General features: G+C 72.8%; 19 protein-coding genes. 7 read left to right on the top strand and 12 right to left on the bottom strand.

Features of this window, described 5'->3' with window-relative positions; genetic code table 11:
* Positions 1–50: 50 nt before the first annotated feature.
* Both ACQB60_RS13680 and tsaD read right to left on the bottom strand, forming a co-directional pair.
* Positions 51–617 carry a GNAT family N-acetyltransferase gene (locus tag ACQB60_RS13680; RefSeq protein WP_496926624.1) on the bottom strand — a complete coding sequence of 189 codons (567 nt, stop codon included), beginning with the start codon at positions 615–617 and terminating at the stop codon, positions 51–53.
* Between the two features lie 134 nt (positions 618–751).
* Entirely contained in the window at positions 752–1,801 is a 1,050-nt protein-coding gene (gene tsaD / locus ACQB60_RS13675) for a tRNA (adenosine(37)-N6)-threonylcarbamoyltransferase complex transferase subunit TsaD (RefSeq protein WP_496926216.1), read from the bottom strand.
* A gap of 99 nt (positions 1,802–1,900) precedes the next feature.
* On the opposite strand from tsaD, the gene ACQB60_RS13670 reads away from it, so the two are divergent.
* Both ACQB60_RS13670 and ACQB60_RS13665 read left to right on the top strand, forming a co-directional pair.
* Complete coding sequence (locus tag ACQB60_RS13670) at positions 1,901–2,551, top strand: hypothetical protein (RefSeq protein WP_496926215.1); 651 nt, start codon at positions 1,901–1,903, stop codon at positions 2,549–2,551.
* A 130-nt stretch (positions 2,552–2,681) separates the two neighbouring features.
* The gene (locus ACQB60_RS13665) at positions 2,682–3,017 is read left to right on the top strand and encodes a hypothetical protein (protein ID WP_496926214.1); all 336 of its coding nucleotides are present in this window, start codon (positions 2,682–2,684) and stop codon (positions 3,015–3,017) included.
* A 44-nt stretch (positions 3,018–3,061) separates the two neighbouring features.
* Here the strand turns inward: ACQB60_RS13665 and ACQB60_RS13660 are convergent, their stop codons facing one another.
* The 6 genes from ACQB60_RS13660 to ACQB60_RS13635 form a co-directional block, all read right to left on the bottom strand.
* Complete coding sequence (locus ACQB60_RS13660) at positions 3,062–3,520, bottom strand: RidA family protein (RefSeq protein WP_496926213.1); 459 nt, start codon at positions 3,518–3,520, stop codon at positions 3,062–3,064.
* A gap of 58 nt (positions 3,521–3,578) precedes the next feature.
* A complete protein-coding gene (locus ACQB60_RS13655; protein ID WP_496926212.1) occupies positions 3,579–4,724 on the bottom strand; it encodes a PLP-dependent cysteine synthase family protein in 1,146 nt (381 codons plus the stop codon).
* 53 nt (positions 4,725–4,777) lie between these two features.
* On the bottom strand, positions 4,778–5,119 hold the full coding sequence (locus tag ACQB60_RS13650) for an AzlD domain-containing protein (RefSeq protein ID WP_496926211.1): 342 nt from the start codon (positions 5,117–5,119) through the stop codon (positions 4,778–4,780).
* Complete coding sequence (locus ACQB60_RS13645) at positions 5,116–5,961, bottom strand: AzlC family ABC transporter permease (RefSeq protein ID WP_496926210.1); 846 nt, start codon at positions 5,959–5,961, stop codon at positions 5,116–5,118. Before ACQB60_RS13645 ends, ACQB60_RS13650 begins: the two co-directional genes overlap by 4 nt.
* Positions 5,962–6,131: 170 nt before the next feature.
* Complete coding sequence (locus ACQB60_RS13640) at positions 6,132–7,100, bottom strand: LysR family transcriptional regulator (RefSeq protein WP_496926209.1); 969 nt, start codon at positions 7,098–7,100, stop codon at positions 6,132–6,134.
* 228 nt (positions 7,101–7,328) lie between these two features.
* On the bottom strand, positions 7,329–7,928 hold the full coding sequence (locus ACQB60_RS13635) for a short chain dehydrogenase (protein ID WP_496926208.1): 600 nt from the start codon (positions 7,926–7,928) through the stop codon (positions 7,329–7,331).
* Between the two features lie 123 nt (positions 7,929–8,051).
* On the opposite strand from ACQB60_RS13635, the gene ACQB60_RS13630 reads away from it, so the two are divergent.
* Complete coding sequence (locus ACQB60_RS13630) at positions 8,052–8,918, top strand: LysR family transcriptional regulator (protein WP_496926207.1); 867 nt, start codon at positions 8,052–8,054, stop codon at positions 8,916–8,918.
* Here ACQB60_RS13630 and ACQB60_RS13625 read toward each other — a convergent pair.
* The 3 genes from ACQB60_RS13625 to ACQB60_RS13615 form a co-directional block, all read right to left on the bottom strand.
* Positions 8,908–9,345 carry a response regulator gene (locus ACQB60_RS13625; protein ID WP_496926206.1) on the bottom strand — a complete coding sequence of 146 codons (438 nt, stop codon included), beginning with the start codon at positions 9,343–9,345 and terminating at the stop codon, positions 8,908–8,910. The genes ACQB60_RS13630 and ACQB60_RS13625 overlap by 11 nt on opposite strands.
* 325 nt (positions 9,346–9,670) lie before the next feature.
* Positions 9,671–10,582, bottom strand: a complete 912-nt coding sequence (locus tag ACQB60_RS13620; protein WP_496926205.1) for an endonuclease/exonuclease/phosphatase family protein — start codon at positions 10,580–10,582, stop codon at positions 9,671–9,673.
* 2 nt (positions 10,583–10,584) lie between these two features.
* On the bottom strand, positions 10,585–10,821 hold the full coding sequence (locus ACQB60_RS13615; protein ID WP_496926204.1) for a hypothetical protein: 237 nt from the start codon (positions 10,819–10,821) through the stop codon (positions 10,585–10,587).
* 177 nt (positions 10,822–10,998) lie between these two features.
* Here ACQB60_RS13615 and ACQB60_RS13610 point away from each other — a divergent pair, with 177 nt between their 5' ends.
* The 4 genes from ACQB60_RS13610 (at position 10,999) to ACQB60_RS13595 (ending at position 15,881) form a co-directional block, all read left to right on the top strand.
* Complete coding sequence (locus ACQB60_RS13610) at positions 10,999–11,676, top strand: response regulator transcription factor (RefSeq protein WP_384832528.1); 678 nt, start codon at positions 10,999–11,001, stop codon at positions 11,674–11,676.
* 61 nt (positions 11,677–11,737) lie between these two features.
* Positions 11,738–13,129, top strand: coding sequence for a sensor histidine kinase (locus tag ACQB60_RS13605; RefSeq protein WP_496926203.1), 1,392 nt, complete (start codon positions 11,738–11,740; stop codon positions 13,127–13,129).
* Between the two features lie 149 nt (positions 13,130–13,278).
* Positions 13,279–14,478 carry an LCP family protein gene (locus tag ACQB60_RS13600; RefSeq protein ID WP_496926202.1) on the top strand — a complete coding sequence of 400 codons (1,200 nt, stop codon included), beginning with the start codon at positions 13,279–13,281 and terminating at the stop codon, positions 14,476–14,478.
* Complete coding sequence (locus ACQB60_RS13595) at positions 14,466–15,881, top strand: FtsW/RodA/SpoVE family cell cycle protein (protein WP_496926201.1); 1,416 nt, start codon at positions 14,466–14,468, stop codon at positions 15,879–15,881. Before ACQB60_RS13600 ends, ACQB60_RS13595 begins: the two co-directional genes overlap by 13 nt.
* On the opposite strand, the gene ACQB60_RS13590 is transcribed toward ACQB60_RS13595, so the two are convergent.
* Positions 15,796–16,818: a Ppx/GppA family phosphatase gene (locus tag ACQB60_RS13590; protein ID WP_496926200.1), complete on the bottom strand. Its 1,023-nt coding sequence runs from the start codon at positions 16,816–16,818 to the stop codon at positions 15,796–15,798. The genes ACQB60_RS13595 and ACQB60_RS13590 overlap by 86 nt on opposite strands.
* Positions 16,819–16,827 lie beyond the last annotated feature (9 nt).

Raw genomic sequence — 16,827 nt, 5'->3', positions numbered from 1 at the left:
AATAACAGGACCTTGCTCATTGTGAGCATAGGTAACAGTGAGTCATGCTCTCAAAGGGGCGGGGCGGCGGCGAGGGACGCGGCCGCCGGGTGGCATGGTCCCAGGAAGACGGCGATGCCCCGGCCGCCGGGGGAGGGGTGGGTGACCTGGGTCCAGCCCCGGCGGCGGTAGAAGGCGAGGGCGCGGGGCGAGCGGACCGAGGTCAGCAGCCAGCAGCGGCCGCCGGGCGCGCCGGCGGCGACGGCGTCGAGCAGCGCCGCGGCCACCCCGCTGCCCTGGGCGGCGGGCCGGACGGCGAGTTCGTCGATCTCGCGCGCGCCGCACAGCCACCGCGCGGTGCGCTCGGCGCCGAGCAGTGCGGCGGCCTGGGGGTAGCAGCGGTCGGCGGGGAAGGGTGTGCGGGTGGTCCAGGCGGTGGCGAAGCCGACAACGTGCCCTTCCCGTACGGCCGTCGCGGCGGTGAACCCGGGCCGGGCCACCTGCTCAGGGAGGCGCTCGGCGAACGCCTGGGCGGCGTGCTCGTCCTCGTTCCAGGGCGGGGCGCAGAAGGCGTCGGCGTAGACGGACCGTAAGGCCCCGGTGTGTGTGAGGAGTTCGGGGCCGGTGAGGATGCGGATGGCGACGTCGGTGAGGGCGCGGGCGCGGATGTCGGCGCCCGTGCGGGGTCGGATGTCGGCGCCGGTGGGCTTATGGGTGGCGGCCCCCGTCGTGCCGCCGCCCGTCGTGTCGCCTCCCCTCGTGCCGCTGCCCGTCACGCCGCCGCCCGCGCGGCGGCGACCGGGTGCAGGGCGGCGCGTTCGAGGGGAGCCGAGGGGTCGATCGACACGTCCAGCGGCGCCGGTTCGGCACCGGCCCGCACCAGCAGGTCGCCGACGGCCGCGATCATGGCGCCGTTGTCCGTGCACAGCCGCAGCGGCGGTACGCGCAGCGCGACGCCCGCGGCCCGGCAGCGCTCCTCGGCGAGCGACCGCACCCGCGAGTTGGCGGCGACGCCACCGACCACGACGAGCGTCCCCACCCCGTGCTCCGCGCAGGCGGCCACGGCCTTGCGGGTCAGCGCGTCGGCGACGGCCTCCTGCAGCGACGCGGCCCCGTCCGCCACCGGCAGCACGCTCCCCGTGTGGCCCTCGGCCCAGCGCGCGGCGGCGGTCTTCAGGCCGGAGAAGGAGAAGTCGTACGAGCCGGGCAGCGGCCGCGGGAAGGCGACGGCGCGCGGATCACCGTCCCGCGCCGCCCGGTCGATGGCCGGACCTCCGGGATACGGCAGCCCGAAGACCCGCGCCACCTTGTCGAAGCACTCGCCCGCCGCGTCGTCGAGGGTGTCCCCGAGGTGCGTGATCGGGTCCCGCGCGAGGTCGCGGACGAGCAGCAGCGAGGTGTGGCCTCCGGACACGATCAGCACCATGCACGGGTCGGGGAGCGGCCCGTGCTCCAGGGTGTCGGCGGCGACATGGCCGGCGAGGTGGTGGACGCCGTACAGCGGAACGCCCAGCGCGTAGGCGATCCCCTTGGCCCCGGCGAGCCCGACCTGCAGCGCGCCGGACAGCCCCGGCCCGGTGGTCACGGCGACGGCGCCGATGTCGCCGAGCCCCAACCCGGCCTGGTCCAGCGCCTGTTGGACCACCGGTCGCGGCGCGTGCACGTGCGCCCGCGCCGCGATCTCGGGAACGACGCCTCCGTAACGGGCGTGCGCGTCCATGCTCGACGCCACGGCGTGCCCGAGCAGCCGCCCGTCGCGCACGAGCCCCGCGCCGGTCTCGTCGCAGGACGACTCGATGCCCAGGACGACCGGGGACTTCACCGTCGCTCACCCCTTGCTGCAGAGATTTTGTTATTGCGAACAGTATGCAATAAGGATGGGAGGGGTGTGCGCCCGGGGTGCTTCGTGTACGGCAGACGTATGCGGCCATGGCGAGAGATATGGGTGACGCGCTGGGTGGAGCGCAGGGTGGAGGCCCTGCTGCCGGAGGTGGTGCGGCGCGTGCTCGAGGGTGCGGAGCCGCAACCTGAACGGGTGTCGCGGCGATGGGCGACGGTGGTCTCGGCCGACATCGACACCGATGCCGGTGTGGGGGCGGTCTGGATCGTGTGGTGGCCCGGGTCGGCGTGGGCGCGTGAGTGCATCGAGCACCTGGAGTGGTACCGGGGGCAGTGGCGGAACACGGGCGGCAGCGGTGGCTCGGTCGATGATGATCCAGCGGCCGTCGGGGCGGTCGATGTCCTGGAGGTGTCCGACGGGGGAGGTGTACGCAGCGCCGCTTTCCGCGACAGCCCGCCCCGTTCCCTGGCGGAGATTCCCTGGGTGGGCTGCAGCGTGGTGCGCGTCGGGCCGGACGTCGCCCAACTCCTCGTCGGTGACCGCCGGATCGAGGTTCCCGAACGGCGCGCGCTCGTCGTCGCATGGGCGGCTCCGCCTGACTGCCACCCGGTTCGCCCGGTCGTCGTGGCCCTCGGGCGCGACGGCGCCGAACTCTCCCGCATGGGACCCCACGACGTCCTGGACACCTATACGTGGGCCCGGCTGAGGGATGAGCTGAGGGATGAGACGTAGGCGGGCGTCACCACCCGTATGGCGGGGACACGACATCGCTCCCACCGGGAACGGCTCCTTGCGTCGACCGGTCGTCCGGCCGTCGGCGACGAGAGGGTCCCTCCAGGGGCCCATGGCGAAAGGTCACCGCATGCGCAAAGCACTTGCCGGCATCACCCTCACGGCGATGGGCGTTCTCGGACTGACGGTCACGGCGGCGACGGCGCACGCCGACACCCCGGGCGTGGTCGTGTGCAAGGAGGTCAAGGCCATCTCCGGCCTGAAGGGCGCCTATGAGGCGCACTCCTGCTCCGGGGTGCCGGGCACCTACCAGCCCGGCGACCTCATCACCGGCAAGCCCGGCAGCGTGCAGGAGTACCGGTGCCTGACGGTCGACGCCCGCGACCTCAAGGCCGTCGGCGCCCTGGGCTGTGTGCCGAAGCCCGGCGTGCCCGCGACCACGACGCCGGTCCCGGCCGTGAAGTAGGCCGGTCGGGCCGGTCGGGCCGGTCCGGGCAACTCCTGGGGCCGTCAGACCTCGACCTGGATCTCCACCTCGACCGGTGCGTCCAGGGGGAGGACCGCGACGCCGACCGCGCTGCGGGCGTGGACGCCCGCGTCGGCGAAGGCGGTGCCGAGCAGTTCGCTGGCGCCGTTGACGACGCCGGGCTGGCCCGTGAAGTCGGGGGCGCTGGCCACGAAGCCGACGACCTTCACGACGCGCTTGACGGCCGAGAGGTCGCCGACGACGGACTTCACGGCCGCCAGCGCGTTGAGGGCGCAGCGCCGGGCCAGCTCCTCGGCCTGTTCCGGGGTGACCTCGGCGCCGACCTTTCCGGTCAGCGGGAGGGCTCCGTCGACCAGGGGCAGCTGGCCGGAGGTGAAGACGTACGAGCCGTTGCGTACCGCCGGGACGTACACGGCGACGGGCGCGGGGGTCGGCGGCAGCTCCAGACCGGCGGCGGTCAGGCGGGCTTCGGGGGTGGTCATGTCTCTCCTTCAAGGGGGGGATGGGCAGGGGGGCAGGGGTGGGCAACGGGCAGCGGGATCAGGTGAGTTCGCCCGTGAGCAGGAAGCGCTCCATGCGCTCCTGGTAGGGGCTGATGTCGATGCCCTGCTCGGCGAGCCAGGCGTCCGCGTAGTACTTGTCCAGGTAGCGCTCGCCCGGGTCGCACAGGAGCGTGACCACGCTGCCCTCCTCGCCGCGGGCGCGCATCTCGGAGACGAGGCGGGCGGCGGCCCACACATTGGTGCCGGTGGAGGCCCCGCACTTGCGGCCGAGGAGCCGTTCCAGGACCCGGATCGTGGCGATGGACGCGGCGTCCGGCACGCGCATCATGCGGTCGACGGCGCCCGCGATGAAGCTCGGCTCCACGCGCTGCCGGCCGATGCCCTCGATGCGGGAGCCGACTTCGGTGGTGGCCGCGGGGTCCTGGCTGCGCCAGCCGTCGAAGAAGGCGGAGTTCTCCGGGTCGGCGACGCAGATGCCGGTGGCGCGCTGCGTGTAGTGGACGTAGCGGGCGAGGGTCGCGGAGGTGCCGCCGGTGCCGGCCGCGGCGACGATCCAGGACGGCTCGGGGTGCCGCTCCCCGGCCAGCTGGCGGAAGATCGAGTCGGCGATGTTGCTGTTGCCGCGCCAGTCGGTGGCCCGCTCGGCGTAGGTGAACTGATCCATGTAGTGGCCGCCGGTCTCGGCGGCGAGGCGCGCGGACACCTCGTACACCTCGCTCGGGTTGTCCACCAAGTGGCAGGTGCCGCCGTGGAATTCGATCAGGTCGATCTTCGAGCGGGCGGTCGACCTGGCCATCACCGCGATGAACGGCACGCCGATGAGCTTCGCGAAGTACGCCTCGGACACGGCCGTCGAACCGCTGGACGCCTCGACGACCGGCTTCCCGGGACGGACCCAGCCGTTGCACAGGGCGTACAGGAACAGGGAGCGGGCCAGACGGTGCTTGAGGCTGCCCGTCGGGTGCGTCGACTCGTCCTTGAGGTAGAGGTCCACGCCCCACTCGGCGGGCAGGGGCACGGTCAGCAGATGGGTGTCTGCCGAGCGGTTGCTGTCGGCCTGGACCTTGCGGACGGCCTCGCGCAGCCAGGCGCGGTACGCCGGGTCGTAGCGGTCGATGTCCAGCTCGAGGCCGGTGGTGTCGAGGGTCTCGGGGTCGGCCGGGACCTGGGGTGCGATGGTCATGGGTGACTCCAGGGCAGAAGGGGCGAGTGGGTGTCCGGCGAAGGCTTCGCGGCTCAGGCGAAGGGGCCGAGCCAGCGCAGCAGCGCCAGGGCGACGACGCCGACGCCGACGGTGGCGTACATGTTCTTGGTGCGCCAGGCGACCAGGACGGTGGGCACCGCGGCGAGCAACAGGGGGTTGGAGAGGGAGAGTTGGAGGGCGTTGCTGTCGGTGTCCGGGGTGCACAACGACGGCAGGACCAGCGTGGCGAGCACGGCGGGCGGCACGTAGTTCATCCAGCGCAGCACTGCCGCGGGGATGGTGACGCGCCCGGCCAGGAAGAGCGGCGCGCAGCGCACGGCGTAGGTGACGGCGGTCATGCCGCCCAGGAGGAGAAGCAGGTCGGTGGTGCTCATGAGGGGCACTCCATGGTCGCTACGTCCGGTGCGTCTGCTGCGTCTGCTGCGTTCGATGCGGCCGCTGCGCTCGATGAGCCCAATGCGCCGTCGTGGTCCGCCGTCTCGCCCGAGGTCTTGTTCTCCCAGACGAGACCGGCCGTCGCGGCCACCACCGTCGGCACGATCACGGCCCACAGCGGCAGACCTGCGCTGGTCATGGCGACCGCGAGGACCCCGGCGAGCGCGGCGACGACCAGCTCCCTGCGGCCCTTGACCAGGACGGCGAGCAGCGCGATGAACATCGCCGTCTGGGAGAAGTCCAGGCCGAGCGCCTTGCTGTCGGGAATGAGTCCGGCGGCGACGGTGCCCAGGGCGGTGGAGCCCGCCCAGGCGGCGTGGATCAGGAAACTGAATATCCGGCACTCACCGGCGGAGCGCTCGCGCTTCGCGAATTCCGTGGAGTGCACCGCGAATGCCTCGTCGGTCAGCTGCCAGGCGAATCCCAGTTTGTCGCGGGTCTTCCAGGTGCTGGTCCTCGGCGCCATGGTGAGCGAGTAGAGGGCGTGCCGGAGATTGACGAGAAAGGTCGTGAAGACGATCGACACCGGCGAGGCCCCGGCCTGCAGCGGGCCGAGCGCCGCGAACTGGGAGGACCCCGCGAAGACGATGCCGGACATCGCGATCGCCGCCCAGGCGGGCACTCCGAAGGTGGGGGCCAGCACACCGAAGGCGAAGGACACCGGCAGATAGCCGAGCATCACGGGACCCGCCGCGGTCACGGCGGCACGCCAGTCGGAGACGTTCACGTCCACGTCCACGCCTGCGTCCACGTCTGCGTGCCGCACCAATGTCTGAGCCATGGTCCCAACCTCTCCGTCGGTTCCTTACGGAATTCATGCTAGGAACCGGAAAAGCGGGAATTGAGCGGCAAAGGTCCCGGCCCGTCAAGCTGTTCGGGAGGGGTGCCACAAGTTTCAGTAATGCGATGGAAATGCTTGGGGTGCGGCAAAGAAGTGCTTTGAGGCGTGCGTCATGCGTCCTGAGGAAAGGCGGACGACTCGGTGAGGGACACCGCGAGCCCGAGCTGCTGGATCATGGCGCTCACGGCCGGCACCGCGTCCAGCCCCGGCAGCGTCACCGCGAGCACCCGCCGGTGCAGCGCGGGTTCCACCAGCAGCGCACGCACCCCGGGCGGCAGCCCGCCGAGCAGCGCCAGCTCCGGTACGAGGGCGACACCGAGCCCTTCCGCCACGAGGCCCGCGACGGCCGGGTTGTCGTCCGTCGCGTACCCGATGTCCGGGTGGAACCCCGCCTCCTTGCAGGCGTCCACCAGGTGCCCGCGGCACTGGGGGCACCCGGCGATCCAGCTCTCGTCCTTCAGCTCCTCGAGGCGGAGCGGTTCGGTGCGCGCCGTCCCGGACAGCCGGTGGCCGGGCGGCAGCAGCACCCGCATGCGCTCGGTGAACAGCGGGTGCGTGCTGAGATCCGCGACATCGGTCGGCCCGCTGCTCCCGCACCTGCCGTCGGCCGCCGCGTCGGCGCGCCCGGGGTAGTCGAAGACGAGCGCCACTTCGCAGTCGCCGCCCCGCAACAGGCCGAGCGCCTCCAGCGGTTCGGCCTCGACGAGGGTGATGCGCAGCTCCGGGTGGGCGCGGCGCGTCAGCGAGATCGCCTTCGGGACGAGCAGGGAACAGGCGCTGGGAAACGCGGTCACCCGCACCCGCCCCGCCTGCAGTCCCGCGAGCGCCTGGATCTCCGCCTCCGCCGTGTTCAGCGCGCCGAGGATCGTGGCGGCGTGCCGGCACAGCGACTCGCCCGCCTCGGTGAGCTGCATCTGCCGCCCGGAACGGACGATCAGCGGAGTGCCGAGGGCCCGCTCCATCGCCTTGATCTGCTGGCTGATCGCGGGCTGGGTATAGCCGAGCTGCCGGGCCGCCGCTGAGAAGGAGCCACTCCGGGCAACCGCCCGAAAAATGGTCAACTGTCGCATTTCGATCACGGGCCCACCGTACGCCCGAGTGCCGCGCCGACCGCTCGTCCTGCCGGTCCGGCCCCGGCCGGGGCAAGGCTCCCGCCACCGCCACCGCCACCGCCACCGCCACCGCCACCGCCCGCGCCCCGCGAGGTCGCCCTCGCCCACCACACGGGTGCCTTCACGGGCGCCCTCGCGGGTGCTCCACCTCCGGCTCGACGGCGACCGGGTGGCGGACGTGACGTGGCTGACGCCCTAGCGGACCCGGTACACCTGCCCCGTCTGCGCGCCCTCGACCGAGCGGACGTACGCCGTCGCGACGCGGGTCGCGGGGACCGGCTCCATGCCGACGAAGAACGGCCCGTACGCGGGCAGGGACTCCTCGACCACCGTCGGGCTGACCGCGTTGATCCGCTGCGGCGGGAGCTCGATCGCGGCAGCCCGTACGAACGCCTCGACCGCCCCGTTCGCCGCCGAAGCCGCCGCCCCGGCCACGATCGGCTCCTCGGTGAGGATGCCGCTGATCAGCGTGAACGAGCCGGTCGGGGTCACGTGGGCGGCGCCCTGGCGGACCAGCTCCAGCTGGCTGAGCGCCTTGCCCCGCAACGTCGCCGCGAAATCGTCGGAGGTCAGCTCGGACAGCGGGCGGAACACGGCGTCGCCCGCCGCGACCGCCACCGCGTCCAGCGGACCCGCCTGCGTGTACAGGCGCGACACCGCTTCCGGGTCGGTGACGTCGGCCACCAGGTCGCCGCCCGTGCGGCCCACCCCGATCACCTCGTGCCCGCGCTCCGTGAGCGCCTTGTGCACCGCACTGCCCAGCGTGCCGCCCGCGCCGACCAGAAGAATCCTCATCCCACACACCCACCGTTCGTCCGTGCGTACTCGGACCCGGGGGAGCCCCCGGGCGTCATCGACGCTACGGACCCGGGACCGCGCCCGGAAATGCCTTCTGGGCAGGGACTATGCTCCGTAGGCATGGATGATGTGGAGCTGCGCCATCTCAGGGCCCTGGACGCGGTGGCCGCCGCGGGCACCGTCACCGCCGCCGCGGACCGGCTGCACATGACGCAGCCCGCCCTCTCCCGCACGCTCGCCCAGCTGGAGGCGCGCGTCGGCGTCCGGCTCGTCGACCGGTCGTCGCGGCACCTGGCCCTCACCCCCGCCGGGGCCACGCTGCTCGGGCACGGTCGGGCCATCCTCGCCCACCTGGACGCGGCCCTCGCCGACACCCGCACCGTCTCCCGTCCGCTGCGCCTCGGCTACACCTGCGCGGTGCTCGGGCAGCAGACCGTCCCGCTGCTGCGCTCGTGGCGCCGCACCCACCCGGACATCGAGCTGGAGGTGGTCCGGCAGGACAACAGCACCGCGGGGCTCGCCACCGGGGACACCGACGTGGCGGTGCTCCGCACCGTCCCCGCCGACCCGCGCATCCGCACCGAGGGCCTCTACACCGAGGACCGGGTCGCCGCCCTGCCCGACGACCATCCGCTCGCGGACCGCGACCGGGTGACGCTCGCCGAGCTCACCGCCGGGCCGGAGCTGCCGCTGGCGCTCTGGCCGGACACCGGCACCGCCTCGACCGACCTGTGGCCCCCGGAACAACGCCCGGCTCGCACGGTCGAGGTGGGCAACGTGGACGAGTGGCTGAACCTCATCGCCATCGGCGGCGCGTTCGGCGTGGGCGCGGCGGGCACGGCGGAGAGCCACGGCCACCCCGGGGTCCGGTTCGTCCCGGTCGCCGACGCCCCCGCCGCCACCGTCTACCTGGCCCGCCCCGCGCACCCCACCCATCCGCGCACCGAGGACTTCCTCGCGGCGGTCCGGGACGTGGTCAGCGCCTGACGGCCCGGAGGGCGTCGAGCTCCTGTTGCAGGCCGCGCGCGTGCCGGTAACTCTCGTACAGATAGCGCACCTTGGTCCGCAGCGCCCACGGGTCGACCGGCTTGAGGACGATGTCGGCCACGCCGAGCATGAAAGCGGCGGCGGACAGGTCACGGCCCATGCCGAAGCCGGTCAGCAGAAGGATGGGGATGCGCTGCGTCTGCTCCAGGCGCCGCATGTACCGCACCACGTCCAGGCCGCTGGTGCCGGGCAGCCGCACGTCGAGCAGGACGACCCCGACCTGGTCGCGCAGTATCTCCTTGAGGGCGTCGTCGCCGGTGGTGACGCACTTCAGCTCGTAACCGAGAGGGACCAGGGCGCTCTCGATCGCGAACAGGGTGTCCGTGTGGTCATCGACGATGAGGACCTTCAGGTCGGATGGCGGCATGCGGTCGGGCCCCCTCCTGTGAGCAACCGGCTGATGTCCATGCGGAGTTGGGAAATCCTGCTTCGCGCAAGGGGGTGCGGGCAAGCATGTGGGGCGACACGCGAAGAGCCGAGTGCATAAATGCACGGGACATCTCGTCCCGGGAGGGGGCACGGAGGGCGAACAAGGGTACCTTCACAGGAGGTTGACCCCTCTCCGGGCGGGAGCGCGGTCACCCCGATAGGGACGGCCGCCGCCGCGCGCGTCGCGGACGACGGCGACCGTCGAGAGCGCGAGGGAGCGAGGCTCCCCTCCATCGCTTCCTCGCGCGACCCCCACGGTGGCGTCAGCCGGCGCCGCGCAGCCCGGCGAGGACCGGGCGGTGGTCGCTGCCGAGGTCGGGGCGGACCGTGACGTCGGTCGCCGTCAGGCCCCGTACGAGAACGTGGTCGATGCGGACGAGCGGGAACGCGGCGGGCCAGGTGAAGCCGGGCCCGCGGCCCGCCTGGTCGCGCACGGAGTTCAGCTCGCGCGTCAGGGGCGCGAGCCCCCGGTCGCGCAGACTGCCGTTGAGGTCACCGAGCAGCACCAGGCGCGCGGCGGGGTCGTGGGCCACACGGTCGCGCAGCGCGGCCGCGCTCGCGTCCCGGTCCGCGACGGCGAACCCCTGCCGCGCGGTCACACGGACGGACGGCAGCCGCACCGCGTACAGCGCCGTGTCGCCGCCGGGGGTGCGGGCGACGGCCCGGATCGCGTGCGGCCAGGCCCCGCCCAGGTCGAGTGCCTCGACGTCGTGCAGTGGGTAACGCGACCACAGGCCAAGGGTGTTGGCCGTCGCATGATGCGGATACGCGGCGGCGAGGCGCCGCTCGTACTCCTTGACGGCTCCGGTCGGCACCTTCTCCAGGGCCACGACGTCGGCGTCGGCAGCAGTCACCTCGCGGGCGACCTCCTCCGGAGTGGTGCGCTCACCGCCGACGTTGAGGGTCAGGACGTGGAACTCGGCCCGCTCCGGGTGCTGTTGGCCGAAGAATTCCGGGCCGAAGACGGCGGCCCAGACCACGGCGGGCACCAGCGCCGCGGCCACCTGCGTGGGGGAGCGGCGCAGCGCCGCCCGCAGAAGGAGGAACGGGACGGCGAGGCCGAGCCACGGCAGCGCGGTCTCGGTCAGGCTGCCGAGGTGGCCGGGGGTGTCGGGAATGATGCCGGGGAAGGCCAGCAGGGCGGCGAGCAGCCCGGCGAGGACGAGGGTGCCCATGCTCAGAACGGGCGCCCTCCGTCGCGGGGCCGCCGACCCTCCGTACGCCGTCGGGTGAAGCCCCAGCCCGCCAGGCCGAAGCCGACCGAGGCGAAGGAGATCCCGAGCAGCGCGCCGCTGATGAAGTGGGCCCGTTCCGGCGAGGCCGTGGCGATCGAGGCCGCGGCGACGACGGTCAGCAGGGCTGCCGACAGTCCGGTCAGCGTCAGGGTGGTCCGTGCGGTCTCACGCGTGGTCATCGCTTCCTCCTGCGACCTGGGTCTCGTGCTGCTCTGCCCCTCCACCCTGGCGGCGCCCCGCTGAAGGGAGCCTGAGGCACCTGAAGCCGCCTTCAGGGAGGGAAGGGGGGAGCGCGGACAAAGAGAGGAAGGGAGGGCGGAAGCGGACCATTTCCCTACGTATGTGATATTTGACCCGTGAAGATCCTGGTCATCGAAGACGAGCGGCCGCTCGCCGACACCCTGCGCAGGGCCATCTCCTCGGACGGCCACTGGGTGGACGTCGCCCATGACGGACACGCAGGACTCGAGCTCGCCCTGACCGGGGGATACGACGTGATCGTGCTCGACCTGATGCTGCCCGGCATCAACGGGCTGGACGTCTGCCGCCGCCTGCGCGGCCTGGACGAGCCCGCACTCGTCCTCATGCTGACCGCCAAGGACGGCGAGTACGAGGAGGCCGACGGCCTCGACGCGGGCGCCGACGACTATCTGACCAAGCCCTTCTCGCTCGTCGTCCTGCTGGCCCGGCTGCGCGCCCTCGGCCGCCGCGCGGGACGGGAGCGGCCCCCGACGCTCCAGGTCGGCGACCTGACCCTGGACGTCGTCGCCCGGCTCTGCAAACGCGGCGAGCAGACCGTGGAGCTGACGGCCCGCGAGCTCGACGTGCTCGGCTGTCTGATGGGTGCGGACGGCGGCGCGGTCGCCAAGCAGCACATCCTCGACGAGGTCTGGGACTCGCCCGCCGACGTCGACCCCAACATCGTCGAGGTCTACATCAGCTCGCTGCGCAAGAAGCTCGACGCCCCCTTCGGGCGGCACACCATCCGCACCGTACGAGGCGTGGGCTACCGGCTGGCACCCGATGCCCCCTGAGAGCCGCGCCACCGGGCGACGGTCGCGCGTGCTGCGCCTCCTGTGCTCCCTCCGTCCCCGGATGCCCCGCACGCTGCGGGCCCGGTCCACCGCGGCGGCCGTCGTGACGATGGTGATCGCCCTCGCCGCGGGCGGCGGCTGGCTCTACCTCACGCTGCGGAACAACCTCCTCGACGACGTCTCCGACCGCACCGAGCTCGCCGCCCGGCAGACGGCCGCGATGATCACCGCCGATCCGAAACGGCTCCACGCCGACCTGCCGGAGCCCGACGGCGGCGTCGACTCCGTGCTCGTCCTGGACGACCGCGGCCGCCCGCTCGGCAGCACCGCCCCCGACCCCGCCGCCCGCGCGCAGCGCCTCGCGCACTTCCGCCCCGATGCCGGGGACGACTCCGGCGTACGGGAGTTCTCCGGCAGCGAGGCACTGGCCGGTCACCGCAGCGTGATCGCGGTCGTCCGCACTCCCTCGCCGCAGGGCGACCGTTACGTCTACGCCCTGACCCAGCTCAACTCCGTGGCCGACGCGGAACGGGCCCTCGCCCTCACGCTCCTGGTCGGCGGGCCGCTCGTGGTGCTGCTCACCGGTGCCATCGCCTGGACCGTGACCGGTGCGGCGCTGCGCCCGGTCGAGTCGATCCGCGGCGAACTGGCGGCCGTCAGTGCGGACCGGCTCAGCCACCGGGTGCCCGCCCCGGGCGGCCAGGACGAGATCACCCGCCTCGCCCGCACCGTCAACGACACCCTGGAGCGCCTGGAAGACTCGGTCACCCGCCAGCGGCAGTTCGTCGCCGACGCCTCGCACGAACTGCGCAACCCCATCGCCACGGCCCGCGCCGAACTCGAACTCGCCCTCCTGACCGCCCCCGACGACCAGGCGGCCGCCCTGCGCCATTCCCTCGACAGCACCCTGCGCGTGGAGCGCATCGCCGCCGACCTCCTGCTGCTCGCCCGCCTCGACGCGCGCCAGACACCGGCCGCGCACCCCGTCGACCTGTCCCTGCTCGCGGCCGAGGAGATCGCCCGGCGCCGCGCGCCCCGCGTACCGCTGACCCTGGCGGCGGGCGAGCCGGTACCCGTACGGGCCGACCGCGGCCAGCTGGAGCGCCTCCTGGCGAACCTGCTGGACAACGCGGAGCGGTTCGCGGACTCCGAGGTGCGCGTCACCGCCACGACGGACCCGGCGACCGGCGCGGCGGTGCTCGAGGTGGCCGACGACGGACCGGGCATCCCGCCCGAGGCGGCGGAGCAGGTCTTCGACCGCTTCACCCGGCTCGACGCGGACCGCAACCGAGACAGCGGCGGCACGGGACTGGGCCTGGCCATCGCGCGGGAGATCGCGCGGGCTCATGGGGGGACGCTGGGCGTGGAGCAGGGAGGGCAGGGTGCACGGGGTGCGCGGTTGGTGCTGCGCCTGCCCGCGACGGGCTCCGCGTCGGGGGACACGGACTCCTGAGCCGGCCCGGCAGCCGGCCGGCGTACCGGGCCCGGCAGCCGGCCGGGCCACACCGGCCCGGTGACGCCGGCCCCTGAGCTCGCCCTTATCTGAAGCCCGCTTCCGTTTCCTCAGGTTGCCTTCAGGATGCGGTGCCCAGGATCGTCGCCATGCCCCAGCACCGAGCCGCTCGCCCCTACCGCCCCCGACGCCGTGCCCGCCGGTTCCGGCTCGGGCGCACACTGCTGATCCTCACCCTGGCCCTCGTGGTGTGCGGCGGCACGGCTGCCTGGTACCTGTACCGCGAGGTCGACAGCATCGGGTCCTCGTCCGCGCTCGGCGACGACGCCCCCAAGTCGACGAACGGCTCCACGAACATCCTGCTCATGGGCCTGGACACCAGGAAGGACCAGAACGGCGAGGACCTCCCCGACGACGTCCTGGACAAGCTCCACGCCGGCAGCTCCGACATCGGCGGCTACAACGCCAACACCCTGATCCTGCTGCACGTCCCGGCGGGAGGCGGCAAGGCCAAGGGCTTCTCCATCCCGCGCGACGACCTCGTCGACATCCCCGGCTTCGGCAAGGACAAGATCAAGAAGGCGTACGGCCTCGCGAAGGCGGCGGAGGAGGAGCGCCTGCGCCGCAAGGGCGTCACCGACCGGCACGAGCTGGAGAACGGCGGCCGGGAGGCCGGGCGCCGGTCGCAGATCCAGACGGTGCGCGCCTTCCTCGGGGTGCCCATCGACCACTTCGCCGAGGTCAGTCTCGCGGGCTTCTACCACCTGGCCGGTGCGCTCGACGGCGTCGAGGTGTGCCTCAACAAGCCGGTCAAGGACCGTTACTCGGGCGCCGACTTCCCGGCGGGCAAGCAGAAGCTCGACGGCCAGCAGGCTCTGGCCTTCGTACGGCAGCGGCACGGTCTGCCCCGCGGCGACCTGGACCGCACCCGCCGCCAGCAGGCGTTCCTCGCCTCGGCCCTGCACCAGGTCAACAGCCTCGGCACCCTGACCAACCCGGCCCGGCTCCTCGACCTCAAGAACGTCGTCAAGGACAACATCGTCCTCGACAAGGGCTGGGGCGTGTTCTCCTTCGTCAAGCAGGCCGAGAACCTCTCCGGCGGCAAGGTGGAGTTCACCACCCTGCCGGTGGAGCGCTTTGCCAAGCACCACGGCGAGGACGTCAACATCGTCGACCGCGACCTGGTGCGGCGGCGCGTGCAGGAGGAGACGTCGGGGCAGGCGGAGAAGGAGACGAAGACGCCGCACGGGTCGAAGGACGGATCGAGGGACGGGTCGAAGAGCTCCCCGTCCCCGTCGCACAGCGACGAGCAGAAGATCGACGGCGGCGGTGTCCCGTGCGTGAACTGAACGCCCGGCGCACCGAAGCGCTCCTGCTCGCGCTGGCTCTCGTGGTCGTCGTCTACGGCTACACGGAGTCGAGCCTCGCCATGACGGGCGAACTCCCGCAGCACCTGGCCGGCTTCTGCCTCTCACAGGTCTGTCTCGCCGCCGCCGTGCACCTCGCGGTCCGCAGGTTCACGCCGTACGCCGACCCGCTCATCCTGCCGCTCGCCTTCCTCCTCACCGGACTCGGGCTGCTCCTGATCAACCGGCTTGACGCGTCCTACGCGGCCCGCTTCGACGCGGCACCCGCGAGCACCGGCCAGCTCGTGTGGACCGTCCTCGCGATGGCTGCCGTCATCGCGGTCCTGGCCCTGCTGCGCAACTACCGCCGCCTGCAGCGCTATCTCTACGTCACCATGGCGGCGGGCCTCGCCCTGCTCATGGCACCGGCCTTCTTCCCCGGCGACACCTACGGCGCCAAGCGGTGGGTCTACCTGGGCCCGTTCTCCTTCCAGCCGGGCGAGTTCGCGAAGATCGCCGTGGTGGTCTTCTTCGCCGGGTTCCTGGTGCTGCACCGGGACGCGCTGGCCCTCACCGGGCGCCGCGTGCTCGGCGTCACGCTGCCGCACGGACGACAGATCGGCCCGATCCTCACGGTGTGGCTGCTGAGCCTGCTGGTCCTGGTCTTCGAACGCGACCTGGGCACGTCGCTGCTCTTCTTCGGCGTCTTCGTCTCCATGCTCTACATCGCGACCGAGCGCACCAGTTGGGTGGCGTGCGGGACCGCCATGGCCGTGGTGGGGGCCGCCGCCGTCGGCGCGGCCGAACCGCATGTGCGGGGCCGCATCCTCGCCTGGCTGCACCCCTTCGACATCTATCTGCCGCCCGACCAGCGCCCGCCGGGCCTGGTCTCGGACCAGGCGGCGAAGGCCCTGTTCGGCTTCGGCAGCGGCGGCGTCACGGGCACCGGCCTCGGCCAGGGGCACCCGGAGCTCATCGGCTTCGCCGGGCGCACCGACTTCATCCTCACCACCGTCGGCGAGGAGCTCGGTCTCGCCGGGATGGTGGCGGTGCTGCTCCTCTACACGTTGCTCGTCGCGCGCGGGCTGCGCACGGCCATGGCCTGCGCCCACCCCTTCGGCAAGCTGATCGCCGCGGGCCTGTCCGTGGTCCTCGCGCTCCAGGTCTTCATCATCACGGCGGGAGTCACCGGCCTGATGCCGTTCACCGGCAAGGCGCTGCCGTTCCTGGCCCAGGGGGGTTCCTCCATGGTCGCCAACTGGCTGATCGTCGCGATTCTCCTGGTCATCAGCCACGAGGCCCGCAGACCGCAGGCCGAGCCTACGGGCGAGGAGCCAGCCGCAGCTGCCGCACCGACTCCTCACCGGGAAAGGCCCCTGGGGGAACCTGTGCGGGCGGGAGGGTGAGCGAGTCCCACCACGCGCCGCCCTCCTCGATGTGCCGCAGCAGGATCCCTTCCCTTACGGCCCAGGGGCAGACGGTCAGCCGGTCGATGCCCATCAGCTTCATCGCGGTGTGTCCGACCAGCGCCCCGGCCAGGGCCTGGGCCGCTCGGGGCGCGGAGATGCCGGGGAGCTGAGCGCGCTCCTGGGACGGGAGCTCGGCGAGGCGGTCGATCGCCTGCCGCAGTTCCCTGCGCGGCAACTCCCGCTGCACGAAGGGGCCTTGGCGCCCCGGTGCCGCGCCGCAGAGCCGGGCGAGCTGGCCGAAGGTGCGCGAGGTGGCGGCGGCCGTGTGCGGGGCCTCCCAGCGGACCCGGGCGGCGACGTCCCGCAGCTCGTGCCGGATCACCCGGCGCAGGGCCTTCAGAGTGGCGAGGTCCGGGGGATCCTCGCCCCTGAGGTGATCGCGCGTCAGCCGGCTCGCGCCCAGCGGCAGGGAGAGGGCGAAGTCCGGGACGCGGCCCCGCCCGAACGCGACCTCCAGGGACCCGCCGCCGATGTCGAGCACGAGGAGCGGTCCGGTGCGCCAGCCCATCCAGCGCCGTGCGGCCAGGAAGGTGAGCCCGGCCTCCAGCTCGCCGGGCAGCACCCGCAGCCGTACGCCGGTCCGCGTGTACACCGCGTCGAGGACCTGTTCGCGGTTGGGGGCGTCGCGCACGATCGCGGTGGCGAAGGCGAACGGCTCGTCCGCGCCCCGGTCCAGGGCTTCCTGGCGGGCGTCGGCGACCGCCCGGACCACCTTGTCGATGTTCCGGCCCCGGATGCGCCCGTCCCCCTCCACGAGTTGGGCGAGGCGCAGGCGCCGCTTCGCCGTGTGCACCGGCAGGGGCGCACCGGCCTCGGTGTCGGCGATGGCCAGGCGCACCGTATGGGATCCGACGTCCACGACACTCATCCGCATGGCACGTGC

Origin of the sequence: Streptomyces odontotermitis, from assembly GCF_050510915.1 — a bacterium.
Lineage (GTDB): Bacteria > Actinomycetota > Actinomycetes > Streptomycetales > Streptomycetaceae > Streptomyces.
Note: the sequence above shows the minus strand (reverse complement) of the source record. Positions and strands in the feature narration are given on the sequence as shown.

What these genes read in the sequence shown, in the direction of transcription:
- ACQB60_RS13625 (WP_496926206.1), bottom strand. Translation starts at nt 9,345, where the DNA reads ATGCCGCCATCCGACCTGAAGGTCCTCATCGTCGATGACCACACGGAC.
- ACQB60_RS13650 (WP_496926211.1), bottom strand. Translation starts at nt 5,119, where the DNA reads ATGAGCACCACCGACCTGCTTCTCCTCCTGGGCGGCATGACCGCCGTC.
- ACQB60_RS13655 (WP_496926212.1), bottom strand. Translation starts at nt 4,724, where the DNA reads ATGACCATCGCACCCCAGGTCCCGGCCGACCCCGAGACCCTCGACACC.
- ACQB60_RS13670 (WP_496926215.1), top strand. Translation starts at nt 1,901, where the DNA reads ATGCGGCCATGGCGAGAGATATGGGTGACGCGCTGGGTGGAGCGCAGG.
- ACQB60_RS13620 (WP_496926205.1), bottom strand. Translation starts at nt 10,582, where the DNA reads ATGGGCACCCTCGTCCTCGCCGGGCTGCTCGCCGCCCTGCTGGCCTTC.
- ACQB60_RS13605 (WP_496926203.1), top strand. Translation starts at nt 11,738, where the DNA reads ATGCCCCGCACGCTGCGGGCCCGGTCCACCGCGGCGGCCGTCGTGACG.
- ACQB60_RS13660 (WP_496926213.1), bottom strand. Translation starts at nt 3,520, where the DNA reads ATGACCACCCCCGAAGCCCGCCTGACCGCCGCCGGTCTGGAGCTGCCG.
- ACQB60_RS13630 (WP_496926207.1), top strand. Translation starts at nt 8,052, where the DNA reads ATGGATGATGTGGAGCTGCGCCATCTCAGGGCCCTGGACGCGGTGGCC.
- ACQB60_RS13635 (WP_496926208.1), bottom strand. Translation starts at nt 7,928, where the DNA reads ATGAGGATTCTTCTGGTCGGCGCGGGCGGCACGCTGGGCAGTGCGGTG.
- ACQB60_RS13665 (WP_496926214.1), top strand. Translation starts at nt 2,682, where the DNA reads ATGCGCAAAGCACTTGCCGGCATCACCCTCACGGCGATGGGCGTTCTC.
- ACQB60_RS13600 (WP_496926202.1), top strand. Translation starts at nt 13,279, where the DNA reads ATGCCCCAGCACCGAGCCGCTCGCCCCTACCGCCCCCGACGCCGTGCC.
- ACQB60_RS13590 (WP_496926200.1), bottom strand. Translation starts at nt 16,818, where the DNA reads ATGCGGATGAGTGTCGTGGACGTCGGATCCCATACGGTGCGCCTGGCC.
- ACQB60_RS13615 (WP_496926204.1), bottom strand. Translation starts at nt 10,821, where the DNA reads ATGACCACGCGTGAGACCGCACGGACCACCCTGACGCTGACCGGACTG.
- ACQB60_RS13645 (WP_496926210.1), bottom strand. Translation starts at nt 5,961, where the DNA reads ATGGCTCAGACATTGGTGCGGCACGCAGACGTGGACGCAGGCGTGGAC.